The organism is Brevibacillus ginsengisoli (assembly GCF_050113715.1).
GTDB classification, from domain to species: Bacteria; Bacillota; Bacilli; order Brevibacillales; family Brevibacillaceae; genus Brevibacillus_H; species Brevibacillus_H ginsengisoli.
The window spans coordinates 136,868-155,037 of the sequence record NZ_JBNJQR010000002.1 but is presented as its reverse complement, the minus strand read 5'-3'; the positions used below and the strand labels follow the sequence as shown (position 1 = coordinate 155,037).

Genomic DNA, 18,170 nt, shown 5'->3' with positions numbered 1-18,170 from the left:
TTTAATTCAGGTCACCTGAATTGTCAACTACGGTTTCACTAAATCTGGACGGAGCTTCACGGCCTCGCGTAGAAATACATGGTTGATCTCACGTTGGGACTTCGTTGTGTTTACATGAAGCATCACGCGTATGCACATCGGCAAACTGCCGGGAACGGGTATCTCTCTTGCGCACATAAGCGGCACATATTCCCACCCGTTCACGTTGCGAACCGCCTTCGCCGGAAACACCGCATCCAAATCTTCTGTTGTCGTAATTAGAATACTGGCTACATCTTCAGCTTCAAGCTCGTTTTGTACAATAATCTCTCGTATCAACATTTCTGTAGCAACGACAATATCCTCATCTCGGTTTGTTTCAACAGTAATGGCTCCCCGAATCCCCCGAACTCCCATTAATATGCTCCCTCCTGTGCATTTTGCATAACCTGAAGGACCAACTTCTCCTCTATATCGCGATAAATCTCAGCCTTCCCGATCTCTACCGGCAATACTAATACAAGCTTTCCGCTGTAATTTTTCTTATCTCTTTTCATTACGTCTAAAACTTCGCGTGGATGATATTGTTTTGGCCAATGAACGGGCAGTTGGAACTTTTGAAGCAAGTCTCTCGTATGTTGGGCAGTTCCTTTTGGAGCAATCCCTAATTGTTCCGCAACCTCGGCAGCCAGCCCCATGCCGATTGATATCGCTTCTCCGTGATTTAATTCCGAATAGTGACTAAGCGCTTCAAAGGCGTGACCAAACGTATGCCCCAAATTTAACAACGCACGCTTCCCTTGCTCCGTCTCGTCAGCAGAGACGATCTCCGCTTTTATCTGACAGCCACGATAGATCGCTTCTGCTACCGGATCGTTGGACAAGCTATTTAGTGCCTCTGCATTTTGCTCCAGCCACTTGACGAAAGAAGCGTCAGCAAGCAAACCGTGTTTGACGACTTCCGCATAGCCTGCCGCCACTTCACGTTTCGGAAGGGTGGTTAAGGTATTCGTGTCATAGATCACTGCGATTGGCTGGTGAAACGCTCCAATCAGGTTTTTTCCAAGTGGATGGTTAATGGCTACTTTTCCACCAACCGAGCTATCGTGGGCCAGAAGCGTAGTTGGAAGCTGGACAAATCGAATCCCTCGCATATAGGTCGCTGCGACAAAGCCAGCCAAATCACCGACAACACCCCCACCGAGTGCCAGTATGATGGAGTGGCGATCCAACCCCGCTTCAATTGCGGCTGTCATGACCTTTTCGTATATGGCTAACTGCTTCGCCTTTTCACCTGCGTCCACGATATAATGAAACACCTTGAAATCGTGTGACTCCAAGTGTCGCGTCAACCGGTCTAAATAAAGAGGGGCCACATTGCTATCGGTAAGGATAAATAATCGATTGGCTGTAGTTACTCCTCTCTCCTGTAAAAGAGAACCCACTTGATTCAGTAATCCCTCACCAATGAGAATAGGATAACTACGTTCCGCTAATTCAACCGGCAGTCTCTTCATCTTCATTAAAACCTCTCCGTGTACACACGGTATTGTTGAAGATCAGCAAGCAGGTCATCCAGTGAATCTGCATGGAACTTCTCGCTAATCGCATTCGCAATCTCCCAAGCTACGACCGCTTCCGCCACAACACTGGCAGCTGGTACCGCACAGCTGTCGGAACGTTCAATGCTCGCTTCAAAAGCCTCTCGTGAGTCAATATCCACACTCATCAACGGCTTGTAAAGAGTAGGAATCGGCTTCATCACTCCGCGTACAACGATTGGCATTCCGTTCGTCATACCGCCTTCCAAACCACCCGCACGATTCGTTTTACGAGCGTAACCAGTACCTTCATTCCAAACGATTTCATCATGCACACGTGATCCTGGTGTTCCCGCAGCTTCAAAACCTATGCCAATTTCGACCCCTTTGAATGCTTGGATGCTCATGATCGCCTGCGCCAATCGACCATCCAGCTTGCGATCCCACTGCACATGGCTGCCAAGACCAATAGGGGCTCCTTCTACGATCACTTCAACAATGCCACCCAGGGAGTCTCCGTCTTCCTTCGCTTGATCGATTGCCTTCATCATCAACTGTTCCGCTTCTTTATCCACACAACGTACCGGTGAATTCTCTGTCACGTCAATTAATTCCTCGATTGGCAACTCCACTCGTTGCGCTTTAACCTCGCCAATCTGCAGAACCTGTCCTGCCACCCGTATTCCCAACTGCGCGAGAAATTGACGAGCTATGGCACCTACAGCGACACGCACAGCTGTCTCACGCGCACTGGATCGTTCCAGAATGTTGCGCATATCGCGCTGATGGTATTTAATCGCACCATTCAAATCGGCATGTCCAGGACGTGGGCGCGCTACCCTTCTACGGTCCGCATTCTCATCAACTGGCTCCACACTCATGATTTCACGCCAGTGAGTCCAATCTTTATTTTCGACTACCAATGTGATTGGAGCACCTGTCGTATAACCGTGACGAACGCCGGATACGATGTTGACTTGATCTTTTTCGATTTGCATCCTTCTGCCACGGCCGTGACCCTTTTGTCTGCGTTCCAGTTGCACGTTGATTTCTTCCAGTGAAATCGGTAAGTTACTTGGTATTCCTTCAATAATCGCTGTCAATTGCGGTCCATGGGACTCACCCGCTGTTAAGTATCTCATCTCTCTTTCTCCTCCTACCCTTTACCGCTTTTAAGCGTTATAATATCACACCTGCCAATGGAAGGAAATATAAAATGCTTCTCTCTTTTAGAGAAGCATCCGATTCGTAGATTATCTTGTTTCCTACATGTGATCAGCAAAAAACAGCTTGTGAGATTGGACTTGGCGACGATTATGATCAACAGAAACGAGATCATCCAATTGAGTCTTCTCTGTGCCTATTATTTGGCCACACTCTTGCAAAGTAATTAATCCGCGACGATATGCTTCGATTACTTTATGCTTATCCATGTGTATCCTCCCAGAATGGTGATATGCTTATTTTTGGAAAATTCACGGGAGGATATACGTAGAAGAAATATCTTTTAGTTCATTTTTCGATAGAAGAACGTGTCCTCCGACTCGAATTGATATTGTTGAGGCTGGAAAATTTGTTCTGTGCTTCCGACAAACAACACGCCACCTGGTCTCAAGGCGCGGCTGAACTTATGATAGAGTTCATGCTTCGCTTCTTCCGTGAAGTAGATCATGACATTCCGGCAAATAATCAGATCAAATCCTGACTCAAATGAATCTGCGAGCAAATTGTGTTTCTTAAAGGTTACCATTCGCTTTATCTCTGGTGAAACCTGATAGGTAATAGAGTCCTTCGTAAAATATCTATCCAGTAAATCTTTGGGACAATCTTGAAGCGAGCGGTCCGAGTATACTCCTTGCTTCGCTTTGGCAATCGCGCCTTCATCAATATCTGTCGCCAGTATAGAAGCATCCCGTTGTAACTGTTTGGCAATCAGAACCAGAGAGAGTGTGTAAGGTTCTTCGCCTGTTGAACAAGCGGCGCTCCACAGCTTTAATTTCTTCGATTCCTGTTGCAGTCGGGGTAAGATTTTATTTTGCAACACTTCCCAGCGACCCGGGTTGCGATAAAATTCCGACACATTGATCGTCATGCGATCTAAAAACTCGTAGAACAATTCCTGATCTTTCGATAACGCATCGAAGTAAGTCGAAAAAGTGGAATGTCCTCTCTTCAAGCGCAATGACGTAAGTCGGCGCTTCATTTGTGCCTCTTTATATAACGCAAGATCAATCCCAGTTTTTCGTTTAATATTCGCGATAAATTGTAGAAAATCTTGATCTTCCATGAACAGTTTGTTCCCCCTTCACGTGCTGATGAATCCGATTCGCCTTTCCCCTAGGAAAATCCTGCTTTTCTATGAATAATAAAAAAAAGACTCCCTTACAGGAGTCTTTACCCGCTTTTTCAGAAATTAAATCCAGCGTTGGATGGTTTTGTCGAAAGAAACTACGTCATTTTTGGAAAACCAGAGGTTCATTTCGCGTTCAGCGCTCTCAGGAGAGTCAGAACCGTGGATGATGTTCATACCTACGGATACCGCGAAGTCGCCACGGATTGTTCCAGGAGCAGCGTCAACTGGGTTGGTTTTACCCATCATGTTACGAGCTGTAGTAATCACGTTGTTGCCTTGCCATACCATTGCGAACACAGGGCCGGAAGTAATGAAGTCAACCAATTCCCCGAAGAAAGGACGCTCTTTGTGCTCAGCATAGTGTTGCTCAGCCAACTCGCGGCTTACATTCATCAATTTTCCGCCAACAAGCGTGAATCCTTTGCGTTCGAAACGAGCTACGATTTCCCCGATAAGATTACGTTGTACGCCGTCAGGCTTGATCATAATAAAGGTTTTTTCCATTGTTGCCTCCATAAATCCTATGTATTTTAATAGTTAATCAACGAAATTTTATCAAAAGTAAGCCGAGCAATCAACCTTATGTAGATAAAATAATAGTTAAAAATTTCGTTTTCCGATGAAATCCGCAATTTCTAACAAGGATTTCTTCGTAGAATTATTCTCTAAACCACTTAACGCCTCACGCCCGCGTGTCAAATAACGGTCAGCCAGCTCGCGCGCGTACCTGATTCCTTCACTATGTCGAATTAATGAGATCGCTTGATCCATATGATCATGAATCGTTCCTGTTCGGATCCACTCCTGGAACAACTCTTTATGCTCTCCAACAGTGGCATTGTACAATGCTGGCAAGGTGATATTGCCCTGGCGCAAATCGCTTCCGGCTGGCTTCCCAAGTTCTTTTTCGGTGCCGACGAAGTCAAGAATATCATCCGTAATTTGGAACGCCATACCTACGTTATAGCCATACTGAAACATGCGTTGAACATTTTCTTTCGACGCTTCACTCGCCAAAGCTCCTAATTGGCAGCTGATCGCAATCAACAAGGCCGTTTTGCGTTTAATCCGGCGCAAATAATTCTTTAACCCCTGATCCCAGTTATTCAGATCCTTCACCTGGGCAATCTCACCTTTGCACATCTCCACAATGGCCTTGGCAAGGATTTGATGAATTCGCGGATTGGATAGCTCCGTCGCCACCAACAACGCGCGAGCAAGAATGTAGTCGCCTGTATACATAGCTACCCGGTTATCCCATTTGGCCTTCACCGTATCTTTACCTCTACGTTTGTCAGCGTCATCCACCACGTCGTCATGAACGAGAGTCGCCATATGGATCAACTCCAGCGCCACAGCAACGTGTTTAAGCCTGGTCACATCATAATTTCCCCACTTACCAGCGAGCAGCACGAATACAGGACGAATTCGCTTACCGCCCGCTTTAAGCAAATGGGTCGATGACAAATACAATTCGCGCGTTTGGGCATCAATCGCCTTCTCCAGCTCGCGCTCAATATATTGGACATCTCCTTTTAACTGAAAATAAATATCTACAAGGTTCATTCGATCCACCTAATTCATTCAGATATTGATGCGTGTCGCTACATCCTCCCAGAGGGATACTTTTACAGGTTTTGGCAATAAACCTAAATCTGCTGCGCAAGCATAGTAATATTCAAGTCCCTTCTTCTGTTCAGGACCAAAATCATGAGATAGTCCACGGAAATACTGGAACCAAGCGTCGCTTTCACCACCGAAGTTGGCAAGTACGTATTCAACAACCTGATCGAGATTCTTGTGGCTGCGTTCTTTACTTTCAATAAACGAACGATGAACTTCCCTCAGTAAATCCGCATGCGTCTCAACGGCTTGCTTGCGGACCGTCCAAAGGGCAAAGGTCATGGAATGACCCGTATACCGATACCACTGCTCTCCTAGGTCGTAAACATGATACCGATTATTGGTCCGATAGGCAAGTAACGCCTCGTCTCCAATCAGAAGCGCCCCATCCGCGTCTTGCAGCATTTCTTCCAGAACAGGCTGGTGTGTTGTGTAAGTTACTTGCAGATTTAGGAACTTTTGCAGGATAATCTTCAAAAGATTCACCGAGGTTGCCGACGTATTGGTAAGCGCAATACGAGCTTTCTGAAGTTCTTCGATCGGCTTTTTGCTAAACAAAAAAATAGAACCAACACGGCCTTTCGCGCTAACAGACAAGTCGGGAAGTGCCATGTATTTCTCCTCATGTTCTGCGTAGCTGAATGAAGAGATTGGTCCCACGTCAATTTCATCATTGGCCATTGCTTGGTTCAACTGAGCTGGATACTGCTTGGTAAATTCAACTTGAGATTCAAATCGTTTTTGATCAAAAAAGAAATAAACTGGAAGTGTATTCGTATACTTGATCTGTCCGATCCGTAACCGTTGTTGCATGTTTTCTCACTCTCCCCAGCGTTTAAACAAAGAATGCGGAATATCAAGGGCGTCAAGTGTTTTTCCTACCATAAAGTTCACGATATCATCCAAGGTTTCCGGCTTCTGATAAAACCCTGGCATCGCAGGAAGAATCCTGGCACCGATTTGGGTCAACGTCAACATATTTTGCAGGTGAATGGCGTTAAGTGGTGTCTCCCTCGGGACAATGACCAATTTGCGCCCTTCTTTCAAGGTAACGTCCGCCGAGCGTTCAAGCAGATTCCCAGAAGCTCCATGAGCTATGCCCGACAACGTTCCCATACTGCATGGAATAATGACCATGCCATCTAATCGGGCAGAGCCGCTTGCCGCCGGAGATGAGAAATCCCGCAGCGTCCAGTAATGGAGCTTCCCCTCGTAATCCTGTTGAAGCTTGTCTCTTAACAAAGCATCTCGATCCTCAGTTTGCCAATCCAGTTCATCTCGAAATACCTGCCAGCCCGCCTCCGTAATCATCAGATGAACCGTATGACCTAACTTCAGCAGTTCTTGAACAAACCGCACACCATAAATCGCGCCGCTTGCACCTGTGATGCCTACTGCATATTTTTTTGGAATCATGCGATCACCAAATCCAGCATGGTAAAGACGAACATAATGACGCTTAAAATCCCATTCATCGTGAAAAAAGCCACATCCAGTTTCGACAAGTCTGTCGGTTTCACCAGGCTATGCTCATAAATCAAGATGGCTGCGGAGATAATGACGCCCACCAAAAACCAGATCGAAAGGTGTGCAGTCATATAGAGTGTGACGAGACCGATAATCGTGATCACATGACAGAATCTCGCGATATACAAGGCCTTGGCGATACCAAAACGACTTGGAACCGAATACAATCCTTCTTTCGCGTCAAAATCAGCATCTTGACACGCATAAATTATATCAAACCCTGCTGTCCAAAGCACTACAGAACCAAATAGCAGCATTGCGGTCAGATCCACTTGTCCTGTCGTTGCGATCCATCCACCTAATGGCCCGAAGCCAATGGCCACACCAAGGACAAAGTGACAAGCCCAAGTAAAACGTTTGGTATAAGAATAGAGTACAAGGACAAAAACGGCTAGTGGCAACAATTTTACTGCCAGCATGTTCAGTTGGAACGCGGCAAAAAACAGAACGGCAAACGAAACAATGATAAAAATAAGAACGTCAGAGATTGAGATGAGCCCTGCAGGAATCGCTCTCGTTTGGGTTCTCGGATTACGGGCATCGATTATTCTGTCGATCAGACGATTTAAGGACATCGCCGCACTTCTAGCCCCAACCATGGCAACGGTTACCCAAAAAATTTCACTCCAGCTAGGCCAGGTATGCTCCACCACGATACTTCCCAAAACCGCTCCCATAAAAGCGAAGGGCAAAGCGAAAATGGAGTGTTCAAATTTAATCATTTCCAAGATGATTTTACATTTTTGCCAAAGCATGATAAGCACTTCCGATCTATAATGCAGGTTATTCTCGTTGGTTATTTCTTAATTCCAATATGCAAAGCGGCTACTCCACCCATGAACAGCTTTACTTGTACTGGGTCGAGACCCGCTTTACTGAACATAACCGCGAGTTCTTTACTATCTGGAAAATTCGTCAAGGATTGTGGCAACCACGCATATTCCTTGTATTTGTTTACGACAAATTTAGCGATCAACGGTAAAATTTTATAGAAATACAAATAAAAGAGCTGTCTGTATGGCAGAAACGGCGGTTTGGAAACCTCTAAAGAGACGACTTTGCCCCCTGGCTTAACCACCCGGGTCATCTCATTGAGAACGGTTTGCACGTCTGGTACGTTTCGCAAGGCAAAACCAATCGTCGCATAATCAAAAGTGTTATCTTCGTAAGGAAGTTTCATCGCGTCGCCATTCACCAGTTGAATGATGCCGTCCATTCCTTCCTTTTTCACCTTATAATCGCCTACATCCAGCATGTTCTGGCTAAAATCAAGCCCAACCACTTTACCTTCTGATCCAACAGCCTTGGCTAACGTCAGCGTCCAATCACATGTCCCGCAGGCGACGTCCAGAGCCGCTTGTCCAGGTCTGACCTGCATTTGACGCATGGTGTAGTTGCGCCACGCCACATGACTGCCGAAGCTGATGACATTATTCATTCGATCATATTCGTCCGCGATGTTTTCAAAAACCGAATGAACAAACTTTGCCTTTTGTTTCATCTGTTCCTTGTTCACGTCTGCTTACATCTCCTCAACTACACGTTTTAAACGGTTCACCCGATGCGAATAGCGAGAAGTTACCCACGTGAGTGCCGACAGCTTATCGGAAGGATAAAACCCTCGAATCAATTGCTCACAAATCCCCATCAGTTCCTGTACTTTCGCTTCCACAAATTCCAATACCGTTCCCTGAGTGGAATCTGGCTTCTGCATCATAAACCGCGAAAAACCAATTGGATCTTGCTTTTGCCATTTTAATTGTTCCCATTCATCAATCATTTGTTCAACAACAGACGTCTCTTCAATAAGCGCGGTCCAGAATTGCAAATCCTTCTTCGTCTGGGCATAATGCTTGACAAACCCAAGATAGAGAGCGGTATCGATCGTTTTACGCAGCGCGAAGTACTTGTCCCATGACGCCGCAACTTCTTGCTCTTTCAAGTAGAGATTCATCTTGGCCTCGTTCACTTCTTGAATCGATTGAGCTAGGATTTTAACCGCTTCAATTTCGCCATGTTCCGCAAGCAGATGGTAGTACAGACTGCTGTAGAAATCTCCGGCCAACACCGTTAACTGACGATTACGCTCCGCAACAATGGAAGAATCGTAGCCCGTCTTCACTAATTCATGCGTATCAAGACCTAGTTGCACTAATCCGGTGGTTGTACAAAGAACCTTAGCCTGCTCTCTGTCCAAGCCATTTTCGCATAAAAATACGTACAGTAGAACAAGTCGATTCTCAGCCATCGCTGGGATATCGACGTATTGCTCAACGTACGATTGCGAGATAAGCTTCATGATCTTTTGTTTGATTGCGACAAGATCATCGCTTATTACACCTGCATAATTGCTCATTACGTTGCCTCCAGTAAGAAAAGCCTTCCGATATGTTAAGAAAACTTGGGAGTAACCAAAATCATCCTACAGTATACCACATTATCGATACTAGGGACTAATTCTCTCTTCTGTTATTGGTTCCACTCTGACTTGAAACGTTTTTTCCACCAAGTATTGCGGATTGTCTACATTGTCTGGCGAAGGTAAGTCACGTATGGAGCCAGGCCGGTTCCCCGTAATAGCGATCAGCAGTTTCGAAGATTGGTCGCCTTCATCCAAAAGTCGCACGAATAAATGATCAATATTGGTCGTCATGCGAAACGTACGATACATAATATTGTAAACGTCTCCGTAAAAAGTTGATAGACCGATCGTCTCAGTGGGTGTGATAACAAAATCGACAAAAATTGAGCGATTCTCCCACTTTATACGCTTAATATTATAATGAGTTGGCATTAATGTAAACAAATCGACGATATTTTGTTGTGTCAAGTCCACTTGACGGATCTCTTGGAATACCGGTAATTCTTTGTATGGCGATTGAACCGCAATGGACGGAATCAGTGACAAAGCGAACGCCAAACACGTCGCCAAACACAAAACAGCAAGTAACTGTCGGGGCATCATTATCCCTCCTCAGTTACATTGTACAAACAAAAAAAGCAGGCTATTCCTGCTTTCTTGAACGCAATTTTACTCTTCCATCGTGTCAATAATTCCATATTTCGTATAAATCAGAGCTTTCCCTCTCACTTTGATCGCAGAAGTATGCTCCGTGAATTGAGCTAGCATAACCTCGTTCTTATCTAGCTTCTCCGTGTGATGAAAACGAGTGTCTGTTCCTCTCGTTAATCCAATGACGTGTACTCCGTTTTCTTTTGCTTTTATCACAAAAAAATCCTGATTCACTGTAGTCCCTTCGTTATTGCGCTGATCCAAGACGGTTCCCCCTCCAATTTCCTTCACTGTTAACTATCAGGTATAACAGGGCATCTCGTCAATGATTTTAAAAATGGTTGAGATAGAGAAAATAGACGAAACCGATTAAGATAGCCAGAGGTAACAACCACAACAAAATGAGAACTTTCGATTTTTGCATGTACCTTCACCTCAAAAGGTAGCGTTTGCGGTTCTTCTTTTTTTTATGCTCTATAATCGTCCTTAAATACAGACAAAACCCCGAACGACGAGGTTCAGGGGAACTAGTTTATAGTATTCAAGCGCCCGTAAATTTTCCGGACATAATTTTGAGTTTCTTTTGGAAGGTACTGCGCTTTCTGATCAAAATCTTCATTCGTATCAATGTCAAGCCTGTCCACTCTTCCCGCACCCGCATTATACGCTGCTAGGGCTACTTTCACGTTGCCATTGTATCGAGTCAGCAATTCACTCAGCAACTTGGTTCCACCTGTGATATTCTGCTCAGGATCATATGAATTCGTTACCTGATGGCTTCTCGCAGTGCCATCCATCAGCTGCATTAAACCTTTGGCACCCGCTCGCGAGGTTGCGTTCGGATTGAAATTGGACTCCGCGCGTACCACTTCTTCAACTAGGTTCGGATCAACACCGTATCTTGTAGCGATTTGGTTGATCTTCCCGAGTATGGCTTGGCGAGAAGCTGGTACACTGGATGGTTTCAAACCGCTTGTTATGTATGATGGAGAAGCATCCTGCAACTCTGTTGAATAGTCGCCGCTCGGGGAGCCATCAAGATCAGCGATGATTTCTTTTGCCGAAATGACCCGTCTTGATTTGTTCAATTCTTGTTCGAGCGTTTGCAAAAACGCTTCAGAGCCTGCATCGCCTGTTGTAGTAAGTCCACTTGTTGCCGTCTGGCTCTGCATGATTTGTAGGATTCGAGGATCAATTTGCATGATTCACCAACTTTCGGTAATGAAGCGTACTATGGACATTATACGTTAACCGATACCTGGAAGCCAAGCCCAGATTTTTCTGTTATTGACCCACTAGCTAAAAAGCGCTTCTCTTAAAAAGAGAAGCGCTCGACAATACAGATATGATCGACCAATCATTGTATGTAATGGTCGGAATGCAGGGATTTGAACCCTGGACCTCACCCACCCCAAGGGTGCGCGCTACCGGGCTGCGCCACATCCCGACGTCATCACGAAATCCGTGAAGGTAAAAACCTAGTGATATGTATGACTTGAGCATTACGTAATGATACGCTGCTCCCTTGCTGCCTTTTGATTATACAATAGAGCCGCTTACCCATGCAAGTGAAAAAGCAATCACTTTCCATTTTTCCTCCAATTTTAGCGGTATATTAGGAAAGGCTCCCCTCTCAAGCAACAGGTTAAGAAGTTAGCCCGTCTAATGTATGGGGAGCCTAGTAGGTATGGGTCAACCCCATTTTGGGACTCATACTAACTTCTATGTCACCTGATAAAACCTTATGTTAACACCCTCCGGATTGGGTTCACCGATACCGAGGAAAAGCGGGCGGGTAAGCCAGGAATATTTGTCCCCCTCCACCTCGAAGGTAGGCGTTGTTCGAAAGTAGTACGCTTCTGGAGATACACTTTCTCCCTTTTTCAGCTTTTCGATTTCTTGTTTTGGGTCAATAAGAACCCCCCGATTAACCACATAAATCATGTTTCCATCATCCGTCTGCAGCGTATACCGAGCCACGATCTCCTTTACGCCATCGTAGCGAATCAGTTGCCAATCGGCACCGCCAGGCAGAACCATTCCCCTTATATTCGGGCCTTCGAACGTACCACCGGTAATGTGGATTATCCTGCGTTTTCCCTTTTGTGTCATGCCTAGCTCCTGCACGTCACTATTTGTTGTCACTCTTGCTTCCATCACAAATTCCAAGCCAATTGCCATTTCTCATTCTCCTCACTTGTCAGGATGCTTGTGTCTGCTCTTGGGGAACACTTGTAGTTCTTGATAGCACACTTAATGGGTCCACTGTCGGCGAAAACCGCCATACCACCCAACATTCCAATGAATGGCAGTAGCCCTAATAGAAAAAATTTTATTCTTGAACTCCCTTCTCTAAAAGTGATGAATTCCGCGCGGTGCCCATTTATTCTGCAACTCTCGTGCCATTTACTCATTTTAAATTCTTCGAAAAATAGTCACATCCTCTAGTTATTTACTTAATATTGTGATTATTTGTATGTCTTATGAACTCTTATTGTTTCGCCTGATGCGTTTATGGTTCGTATCATTTCTCCTCATTTCTCAATTTACATCCGTTATTGAACCGTTTGTGATTCAAGTCCCGTTGTATACACTGGTGAACCTTGCATTGCTTGTTCAGTCTCCCTCTGAAAACTCTCTAGTTATTCCTCCATCGATCTGCTTGCATTGGAAAATAAAAAAACACCTCTCCTCGAAAGTTTCTCGAGTGAGAAGTGTTTACGTTATCTAACCCTGCTAATTAGTCAACAACGTGAAAGGATACAACCTGATGCCCACGGGTTTGCAGTTCGTTCGCCACCTGTTCAGATTGTTCCCGGTTACCGACAAAACGCAGAAGCAGATAGACTTTGCCATTCTGATTATTGTGGAATTCAGCGATACTTGTAATGTTGCCGACCATATCCGATACGATTCTCGCAATTTCAGCAAGAACACCAGAGCGGTCATCCAGTTCAAGTGTCATGCGAACCCCTGGTTGTCCAGCGCCAAGGATGTCCGTAAAAGCGTCGAAAATATCTGCCTGTGTAATCACACCAACCAATTTGCCGTTGTCTACCACTGGAACTCCACTTATGTTGTTGTTTCGCATAATGAGGATCGCTTCTTCTACCAGCATGTCCGGTGAGACAGAGATGATCTTTTTCGACATGATATCTTTTACTTTTACCTGTTCAAGCAGATACGCGATTTCATGTTTTGATAGAGAAGTAGCATTCGATGGACTCGCTTTGAGACAATCACCTTCCGTAACGAAGCCGATTACGATCTGATCCGCGTTGACTACTGGGAACCGCCTAACCTTGAACTCTTTCATTTTGTTAATGACCATTGATAATGAGGTGTCAGCCATAACTGTTTTGGGGTTGCTTGTCATCCATTGGCGTACGAACATGAAGATTCCTCCCTATGCTTCAACAACATTTAAATTTTCAGATTAATTGTAATATAGATGAGGTTGAAAGAAAAGGAAAAACCCGCCGTATTCATCACGACGGGTCAATCAATTAATTTTTAATAAGGCTAAATACTTCTGCACGAGCTGCACTGTCTTTTTCAAAGATTCCACGAACGGCCGATGTTACAGTTTTGGCTCCTGGTTTCTTCACGCCACGCATCGTCATGCACATATGCTCTGCTTCTACCACAACCACAACTCCATGTGGATCAAGCTTTTTCATAATGGCATTTGCTACTGTAGAGGTGATGCGTTCTTGTAACTGCGGTCTGCGGGAAACGGCTTCAACAGCGCGCGCCAGCTTACTTAGACCGACGACTCGTCCGCCTTTAGGGATGTAGGCAACATGTGCCTTTCCGAAAAACGGTACAAGATGGTGTTCACACATCGAATAAAACGGAATGTCTTTCACTAGCACCAATTCTTCGTGATCTTCACTGAAAATGGTCTCAAAATATTCTTCTTCGTTAATCGACAATCCTTCAAAAGCTTCCGCGTACATTTTAGCCACACGCTTTGGCGTATCAAGCAAACCTTCGCGATCGGGATTCTCGCCAACAGCTTCCAGGATCATCCGAACTGCCTGCTTAATTTTATCATGGTCAACGTTCATTTTTTTCCCTCCTCAAACCCTGAACCGAAACAAAGCAATCGTAACATATTATTCACAATGATTGCAAAAGGCTGATGTGCTTTAAGATCAAACAAAAAAATCCACATTCTACAATGTGGATTTCTTATGTACGCTTTAACTTGAAAACAACGATTACTTAATGGAGTCCTTCAGTTGTTTACCAGGTTTGAAAGCAGGGATTTTGCTAGAAGCAATCTCGATTTCTTCACCTGTTTGTGGATTGCGGCCTTTACGAGCAGCACGCTCACGCACTTCGAAGTTACCAAAGCCAATCAATTGTACTTTGTCGCCATCTTTCAACGCTTCAGCAATTGCATCAAGAACTGCGTCAACCGCTTTAGTAGCATCCTTCTTGGTAAGCTCAGTGGTCTCAGCCACTTTTGCGATCAATTCTGTTTTGTTCATTTTTCTTTCACCTCCCCTCAAAGGAAGTTTTTTATTTTTATTTATTACCTGTCATAACCTAAAAAGCCACGTTTTATACGCATTCTGGCGGTTTTTACCTAACTGACAAGCTAATAGTAATACAGGGTTTTATGAAATTCAAGCCTTTTTGGCGCACAAAGCCATCGAAAAATTCAAAAAGGGAATCCAGATGTACTGGATCCCCCGTTTTACACTACTGTAAATAGGTCTTTACTCACAAATTTTTCTACAAAATAATGGCAATTAATCCACCAGAGCCTTCGTTGATAATACGGCCCAACGTCTCTTGAAGCTTGTATCGAGCGTTATCTGGCATCATCGTAATCTTAGCCTGAATTCCTTCTCGAACGATTGAATGGAGTGAACGGCCAAAAATATCGGAGTTCCAGATGGCCAGCGGATCCTTATCAAAATCTTGCATCAGATAGCGAACAAGCTCCTCGCTTTGTTTCTCCGTTCCGATAATCGGCGCAAACTCTGATTCCACGTCGACGCGGATCATGTGGATAGATGGTGCTGTTGCTTTGAGGCGAACCCCGAAGCGTGGGCCCTGACGTATCATTTCTGGCTCGTCTAACGACATTTCGTGCAAGGATGGCGCAGCGATGCCATAACCGGTTGAACGGACCATGTGGAGGGCTTCTGCCACTTGATCGTATTCACGTTTGGCGTGGGCAAATTCTTGCATGATTTTAAGCAACTGGTCTTTTCCTTTAATCTCAACCCCTACAATCTCCATCAGAATTTGATCGTAGAGTTCGTCCGGTGCATACAGATCAATCTCCGCTACACCTTGGCCCATATTCATTCCCGCAAGTGAGGCGCGATCAACGAAGTCGTATTCGTTAAAGAACCCTACGACACGGTCCACATCGCGTAAACGGCGGATATCTTTGACTGTTTCACGAACAGCGTCTTCATAGTTCTGGCGCAGCCAGTGTCCGGATTCCAGCACCATGACCCAGCTTGGAAGATTGACGTTGACTTCATGTACAGGAAATTCGAAGAGCACTTCTCTCAATAAGGTAAGGATTTCGGTTTCATTCATTTGATCGACAGAAAGCGCAAGAGTCGGCACATCGTATTTCTCTTGCAGTTCATTGCGCAGGTTCTGAGCTTCTTCTGAGCGAGGGCGAGTCGAGTTTACCAAGATGACGAAGGGTTTGCCCACTTCTTTGAGCTCGTTTACCACGCGTTCCTCCGCTTCCAGGTAGGCGTGACGGGGAAGCTCCGCGACACTTCCGTCTGTTGTCACAAGAATGCCGATTGTGGAATGCTCCTGAATGACTTTTCTTGTCCCTACTTCGGCTGCCTCTTCAAACGGAACAGGCTCTTCGTACCATGGTGTGTTGACCATACGAGGACCGTTCTCATCCTCAAACCCTTTAGCACCCGCTACCGTATAACCGACGCAGTCAACGAGGCGAACGTTAATGCTTAGTCCATCCACTACATTGATTTGAACGGCTTGGTTGGGTACAAATTTGGGTTCGGTCGTCATGATCGTACGCCCAGAAGCGCTTTGAGGCAGTTCGTCTGTTGCGCGAATGCGATCCGATTCAACTGGAATGTTCGGAATGATAACCTGTTCCATGAATCGCTTGATGAACGTTGATTTGCCCGTACGTACCGGTCCCACAACCCCGATATAGATATCACCGCCAGTACGCTCTGCAATGTCCTTAAAAATATCGATTCGTTCCACCTTCGATGACCTCCTTGTGTTTGTCTATTTTTACTCTATGACGAATTTTCCGATTTATCCCTCTTGAATGTTAGCTTTTTGAGAGAATCTCGTACAAAAGTCTAGGACAATATCAATATATGCGCTTATCTTGCAAATAGAACAAAACGGCCATGACCGTTTTGACCGATAGGCGGTCACATCCACTTTTATAAAAAGGTCAAGATGTTTCAATCCCCCGATGAGAGGGGACGTTTTTCATAAAAAAAGCAGCTATACAATATAGCCACTTTAAATACTTGAACGCTATTTATTTAAGAATCCTTGACGATCCTTGTATGTCATCTTGGTCTATTAACTCTAAGGAATCTCTAGCAAGTGTGGTTCTCCTTTGATCATTGTGTACGGAAATGATTTTACCGGTACAAACATAGACTCTTGCGCCATCAGGTAACGAGGATCCTGATTTGATTGAACCTTGGATTTGGAATTACGAATGAACCCCGCAAGATCAGGAGCGTAGTTCACACCTACCTCTCCCGTCTTACTGATAAGCAAACTTAACAATTGATTTGTGACCATGCTTCGAATCTCTGGTTCTTGCGTGCGCAAGAGATCGTAATTAATAGTAAAGTACCCTTGATCCACAGGATCCTTGAATGGCAATTTTCCTGTTTGATTTCTGTAACGGTCTACTAGCTGTTGAATATCCGCAACCTTGCTCACGACCCCCAAATGAATGAGTTTGACAGTCGGTTTGGTCTCCACATCGATTAGTGTATATTGATAGACTCCGCCTTTTTCAAATGAGTTTGCGGGCGCATCTGGTATGTATCGAGGAACTAACCGCGAAAAATCAAGGGTGTATCGTTCAAAAATCGGGGTATCCGCCGGCTTGGTGGCAATCGGCAAGACCCCTTGATCTTTTTGAAACTGCTCCACTGCCTTCTGTGTCTCATCCAAATAAAACGAACTAGGCGCCTGATTTTCCAATCGCCGCTCATGGGGATACATACAGCCTGATAAAAGGATCGCCATGATCAGTAACAAAACAGGGAATTTGATAGTACTAGTCTTCATTCGTCTAGAACTCCTCTTCTTGCGCTTGCTGGGCTTTTAGAGCCGCTTGTACGATTGATTTGAGCTTAGGTTCGGGAATGCGTACCGTGCAGTCATGATCCGTGACGTTGGCTTGGCAGGAGAGGCGTATTCCTGCTTGCAAATCTTTTTCAGGCAGCTTCCGCAGCTCCAGTACGGATGGCGGAGACAATTCACCTTGTTCCACGATGATTTTGCACATTTGACAAGATGCATGTCCGCCGCATCTTTGAGGAATTACGACTCTTGCTGCACGCGCCGCATGAATAACGTTCTGGCCTACTCTGGCCTTGACGCTTTTTCCGCTAGGTAAGAAGGTTAGTTTCGGCATCTTATGATTCATTCCTTTTATGAGAACTTAATACGGAGTATGAGCTAATTCAATCTCACCCAGATGCTTTATCTGGATTTGACAGCCTAAGCGATACCCTTCGCTTAGCTCCGTTTTTCTTAATCTTCGTTTTTCCTCAGGGGTTACTTCGTTCAAAAGCTCGGAGCCCTTCAGTACTTTGGTCCTGCATTGGGCGCAGTTCCCTCGCTCACAAGCATACCCCCAGCTGATCTTGTGCTCTTTTGCCAGCTTGACAATCGTTCGATCCAGCTGTAACCCGATTTGAAGCGTCCCTTTACGTGTATGAAGTGTCAATTGATTCATGCTGGTTCCCCCTAGAACAATAACACCGTAATAATCATAAGAAATACGGCGAGTAAAAGCAAAAACGCTACAGTTTTAAGAATAAGAGAAATAAATCCGCTCCGCTTACGGGCATATACGATCATAAAATTACACGCAAACATCAAGAGGATTGCCACGATGGAGATGTACATTTTGGTC

General features: G+C 45.0%; 24 protein-coding genes and 1 tRNA gene. All 25 read right to left on the bottom strand.

The genetic code is table 11. The features are described from left to right. Positions 1–27: 27 nt before the first annotated feature. Positions 28–396, bottom strand: coding sequence for a chorismate mutase (gene aroH, locus ACQCN2_RS04330; protein WP_426927669.1), 369 nt, complete (start codon positions 394–396; stop codon positions 28–30). Beyond that, on the bottom strand, positions 396–1,502 hold the full coding sequence (gene aroB, locus ACQCN2_RS04325) for a 3-dehydroquinate synthase (protein WP_426927668.1): 1,107 nt from the start codon (positions 1,500–1,502) through the stop codon (positions 396–398). Before aroB ends, aroH begins: the two co-directional genes overlap by 1 nt. Further along, positions 1,502–2,662, bottom strand: a complete 1,161-nt coding sequence (aroC, locus tag ACQCN2_RS04320; RefSeq protein WP_426927667.1) for a chorismate synthase — start codon at positions 2,660–2,662, stop codon at positions 1,502–1,504. Before aroC ends, aroB begins: the two co-directional genes overlap by 1 nt. Positions 2,663–2,785: 123 nt before the next feature. Further along, the gene (locus ACQCN2_RS04315) at positions 2,786–2,953 is read right to left on the bottom strand and encodes a hypothetical protein (RefSeq protein ID WP_426927666.1); all 168 of its coding nucleotides are present in this window, start codon (positions 2,951–2,953) and stop codon (positions 2,786–2,788) included. Positions 2,954–3,027: 74 nt separating this feature from the next. After that, a complete protein-coding gene (locus ACQCN2_RS04310) occupies positions 3,028–3,807 on the bottom strand; it encodes a CheR family methyltransferase (RefSeq protein ID WP_426927665.1) in 780 nt (259 codons plus the stop codon). A 126-nt stretch (positions 3,808–3,933) separates the two neighbouring features. Continuing rightward, a complete protein-coding gene (gene ndk / locus ACQCN2_RS04305; protein ID WP_426927664.1) occupies positions 3,934–4,377 on the bottom strand; it encodes a nucleoside-diphosphate kinase in 444 nt (147 codons plus the stop codon). A gap of 96 nt (positions 4,378–4,473) precedes the next feature. Beyond that, positions 4,474–5,439 (bottom strand): heptaprenyl diphosphate synthase component II, encoded by a 966-nt coding sequence (hepT, locus tag ACQCN2_RS04300; protein WP_426927663.1) that lies wholly within the window; start codon positions 5,437–5,439, stop codon positions 4,474–4,476. Between the two features lie 18 nt (positions 5,440–5,457). Then, positions 5,458–6,309: a menaquinone biosynthetic enzyme MqnA/MqnD family protein gene (locus ACQCN2_RS04295; protein WP_426927662.1), complete on the bottom strand. Its 852-nt coding sequence runs from the start codon at positions 6,307–6,309 to the stop codon at positions 5,458–5,460. 6 nt (positions 6,310–6,315) lie between these two features. Further along, positions 6,316–6,912 carry a UbiX family flavin prenyltransferase gene (locus ACQCN2_RS04290; protein ID WP_426927661.1) on the bottom strand — a complete coding sequence of 199 codons (597 nt, stop codon included), beginning with the start codon at positions 6,910–6,912 and terminating at the stop codon, positions 6,316–6,318. Continuing rightward, positions 6,909–7,778 (bottom strand): UbiA-like polyprenyltransferase, encoded by an 870-nt coding sequence (locus tag ACQCN2_RS04285; protein WP_426927660.1) that lies wholly within the window; start codon positions 7,776–7,778, stop codon positions 6,909–6,911. The genes ACQCN2_RS04290 and ACQCN2_RS04285 overlap by 4 nt, the downstream gene beginning before the upstream one ends. A 41-nt stretch (positions 7,779–7,819) precedes the next feature. Next, positions 7,820–8,539: a demethylmenaquinone methyltransferase gene (locus ACQCN2_RS04280; RefSeq protein WP_426927659.1), complete on the bottom strand. Its 720-nt coding sequence runs from the start codon at positions 8,537–8,539 to the stop codon at positions 7,820–7,822. Positions 8,540–8,545: 6 nt separating this feature from the next. Beyond that, entirely contained in the window at positions 8,546–9,379 is an 834-nt protein-coding gene (locus ACQCN2_RS04275; RefSeq protein ID WP_426927658.1) for a heptaprenyl diphosphate synthase component 1, read from the bottom strand. A gap of 90 nt (positions 9,380–9,469) precedes the next feature. After that, complete coding sequence (locus tag ACQCN2_RS04270) at positions 9,470–9,988, bottom strand: hypothetical protein (RefSeq protein WP_426927657.1); 519 nt, start codon at positions 9,986–9,988, stop codon at positions 9,470–9,472. Between the two features lie 66 nt (positions 9,989–10,054). After that, positions 10,055–10,300: a trp RNA-binding attenuation protein MtrB gene (gene mtrB / locus ACQCN2_RS04265; RefSeq protein WP_426927656.1), complete on the bottom strand. Its 246-nt coding sequence runs from the start codon at positions 10,298–10,300 to the stop codon at positions 10,055–10,057. A gap of 263 nt (positions 10,301–10,563) precedes the next feature. Continuing rightward, on the bottom strand, positions 10,564–11,238 hold the full coding sequence (locus ACQCN2_RS04260; protein ID WP_426927655.1) for a lytic transglycosylase domain-containing protein: 675 nt from the start codon (positions 11,236–11,238) through the stop codon (positions 10,564–10,566). Positions 11,239–11,406: 168 nt separating this feature from the next. Further along, positions 11,407–11,483: transfer RNA gene (locus tag ACQCN2_RS04255), tRNA-Pro, on the bottom strand. A 275-nt stretch (positions 11,484–11,758) separates the two neighbouring features. Continuing rightward, positions 11,759–12,217 carry a DUF3237 domain-containing protein gene (locus ACQCN2_RS04250; protein WP_426927654.1) on the bottom strand — a complete coding sequence of 153 codons (459 nt, stop codon included), beginning with the start codon at positions 12,215–12,217 and terminating at the stop codon, positions 11,759–11,761. Between the two features lie 559 nt (positions 12,218–12,776). Next, a complete protein-coding gene (locus ACQCN2_RS04245) occupies positions 12,777–13,430 on the bottom strand; it encodes a CBS domain-containing protein (RefSeq protein WP_426927653.1) in 654 nt (217 codons plus the stop codon). A 112-nt stretch (positions 13,431–13,542) separates the two neighbouring features. Further along, positions 13,543–14,106, bottom strand: a complete 564-nt coding sequence (gene folE / locus ACQCN2_RS04240; RefSeq protein ID WP_426927652.1) for a GTP cyclohydrolase I FolE — start codon at positions 14,104–14,106, stop codon at positions 13,543–13,545. Between the two features lie 153 nt (positions 14,107–14,259). Beyond that, positions 14,260–14,532, bottom strand: coding sequence for an HU family DNA-binding protein (locus tag ACQCN2_RS04235; RefSeq protein WP_425649652.1), 273 nt, complete (start codon positions 14,530–14,532; stop codon positions 14,260–14,262). A 247-nt stretch (positions 14,533–14,779) separates the two neighbouring features. Continuing rightward, positions 14,780–16,258: a stage IV sporulation protein A gene (gene spoIVA / locus ACQCN2_RS04230; protein ID WP_426927651.1), complete on the bottom strand. Its 1,479-nt coding sequence runs from the start codon at positions 16,256–16,258 to the stop codon at positions 14,780–14,782. A gap of 339 nt (positions 16,259–16,597) precedes the next feature. Next, positions 16,598–17,317 (bottom strand): hypothetical protein, encoded by a 720-nt coding sequence (locus ACQCN2_RS04225; RefSeq protein WP_426927650.1) that lies wholly within the window; start codon positions 17,315–17,317, stop codon positions 16,598–16,600. A gap of 4 nt (positions 17,318–17,321) precedes the next feature. Beyond that, positions 17,322–17,666, bottom strand: coding sequence for a 2Fe-2S iron-sulfur cluster-binding protein (locus tag ACQCN2_RS04220; protein WP_426927649.1), 345 nt, complete (start codon positions 17,664–17,666; stop codon positions 17,322–17,324). Positions 17,667–17,693: 27 nt separating this feature from the next. Then, on the bottom strand, positions 17,694–17,990 hold the full coding sequence (locus ACQCN2_RS04215) for a 2Fe-2S iron-sulfur cluster-binding protein (protein WP_426927648.1): 297 nt from the start codon (positions 17,988–17,990) through the stop codon (positions 17,694–17,696). An 11-nt stretch (positions 17,991–18,001) separates the two neighbouring features. After that, positions 18,002–18,163, bottom strand: a complete 162-nt coding sequence (locus ACQCN2_RS04210) for a DUF2768 family protein (RefSeq protein ID WP_426928165.1) — start codon at positions 18,161–18,163, stop codon at positions 18,002–18,004. Between the last annotated feature and the right edge of the window lie 7 nt (positions 18,164–18,170).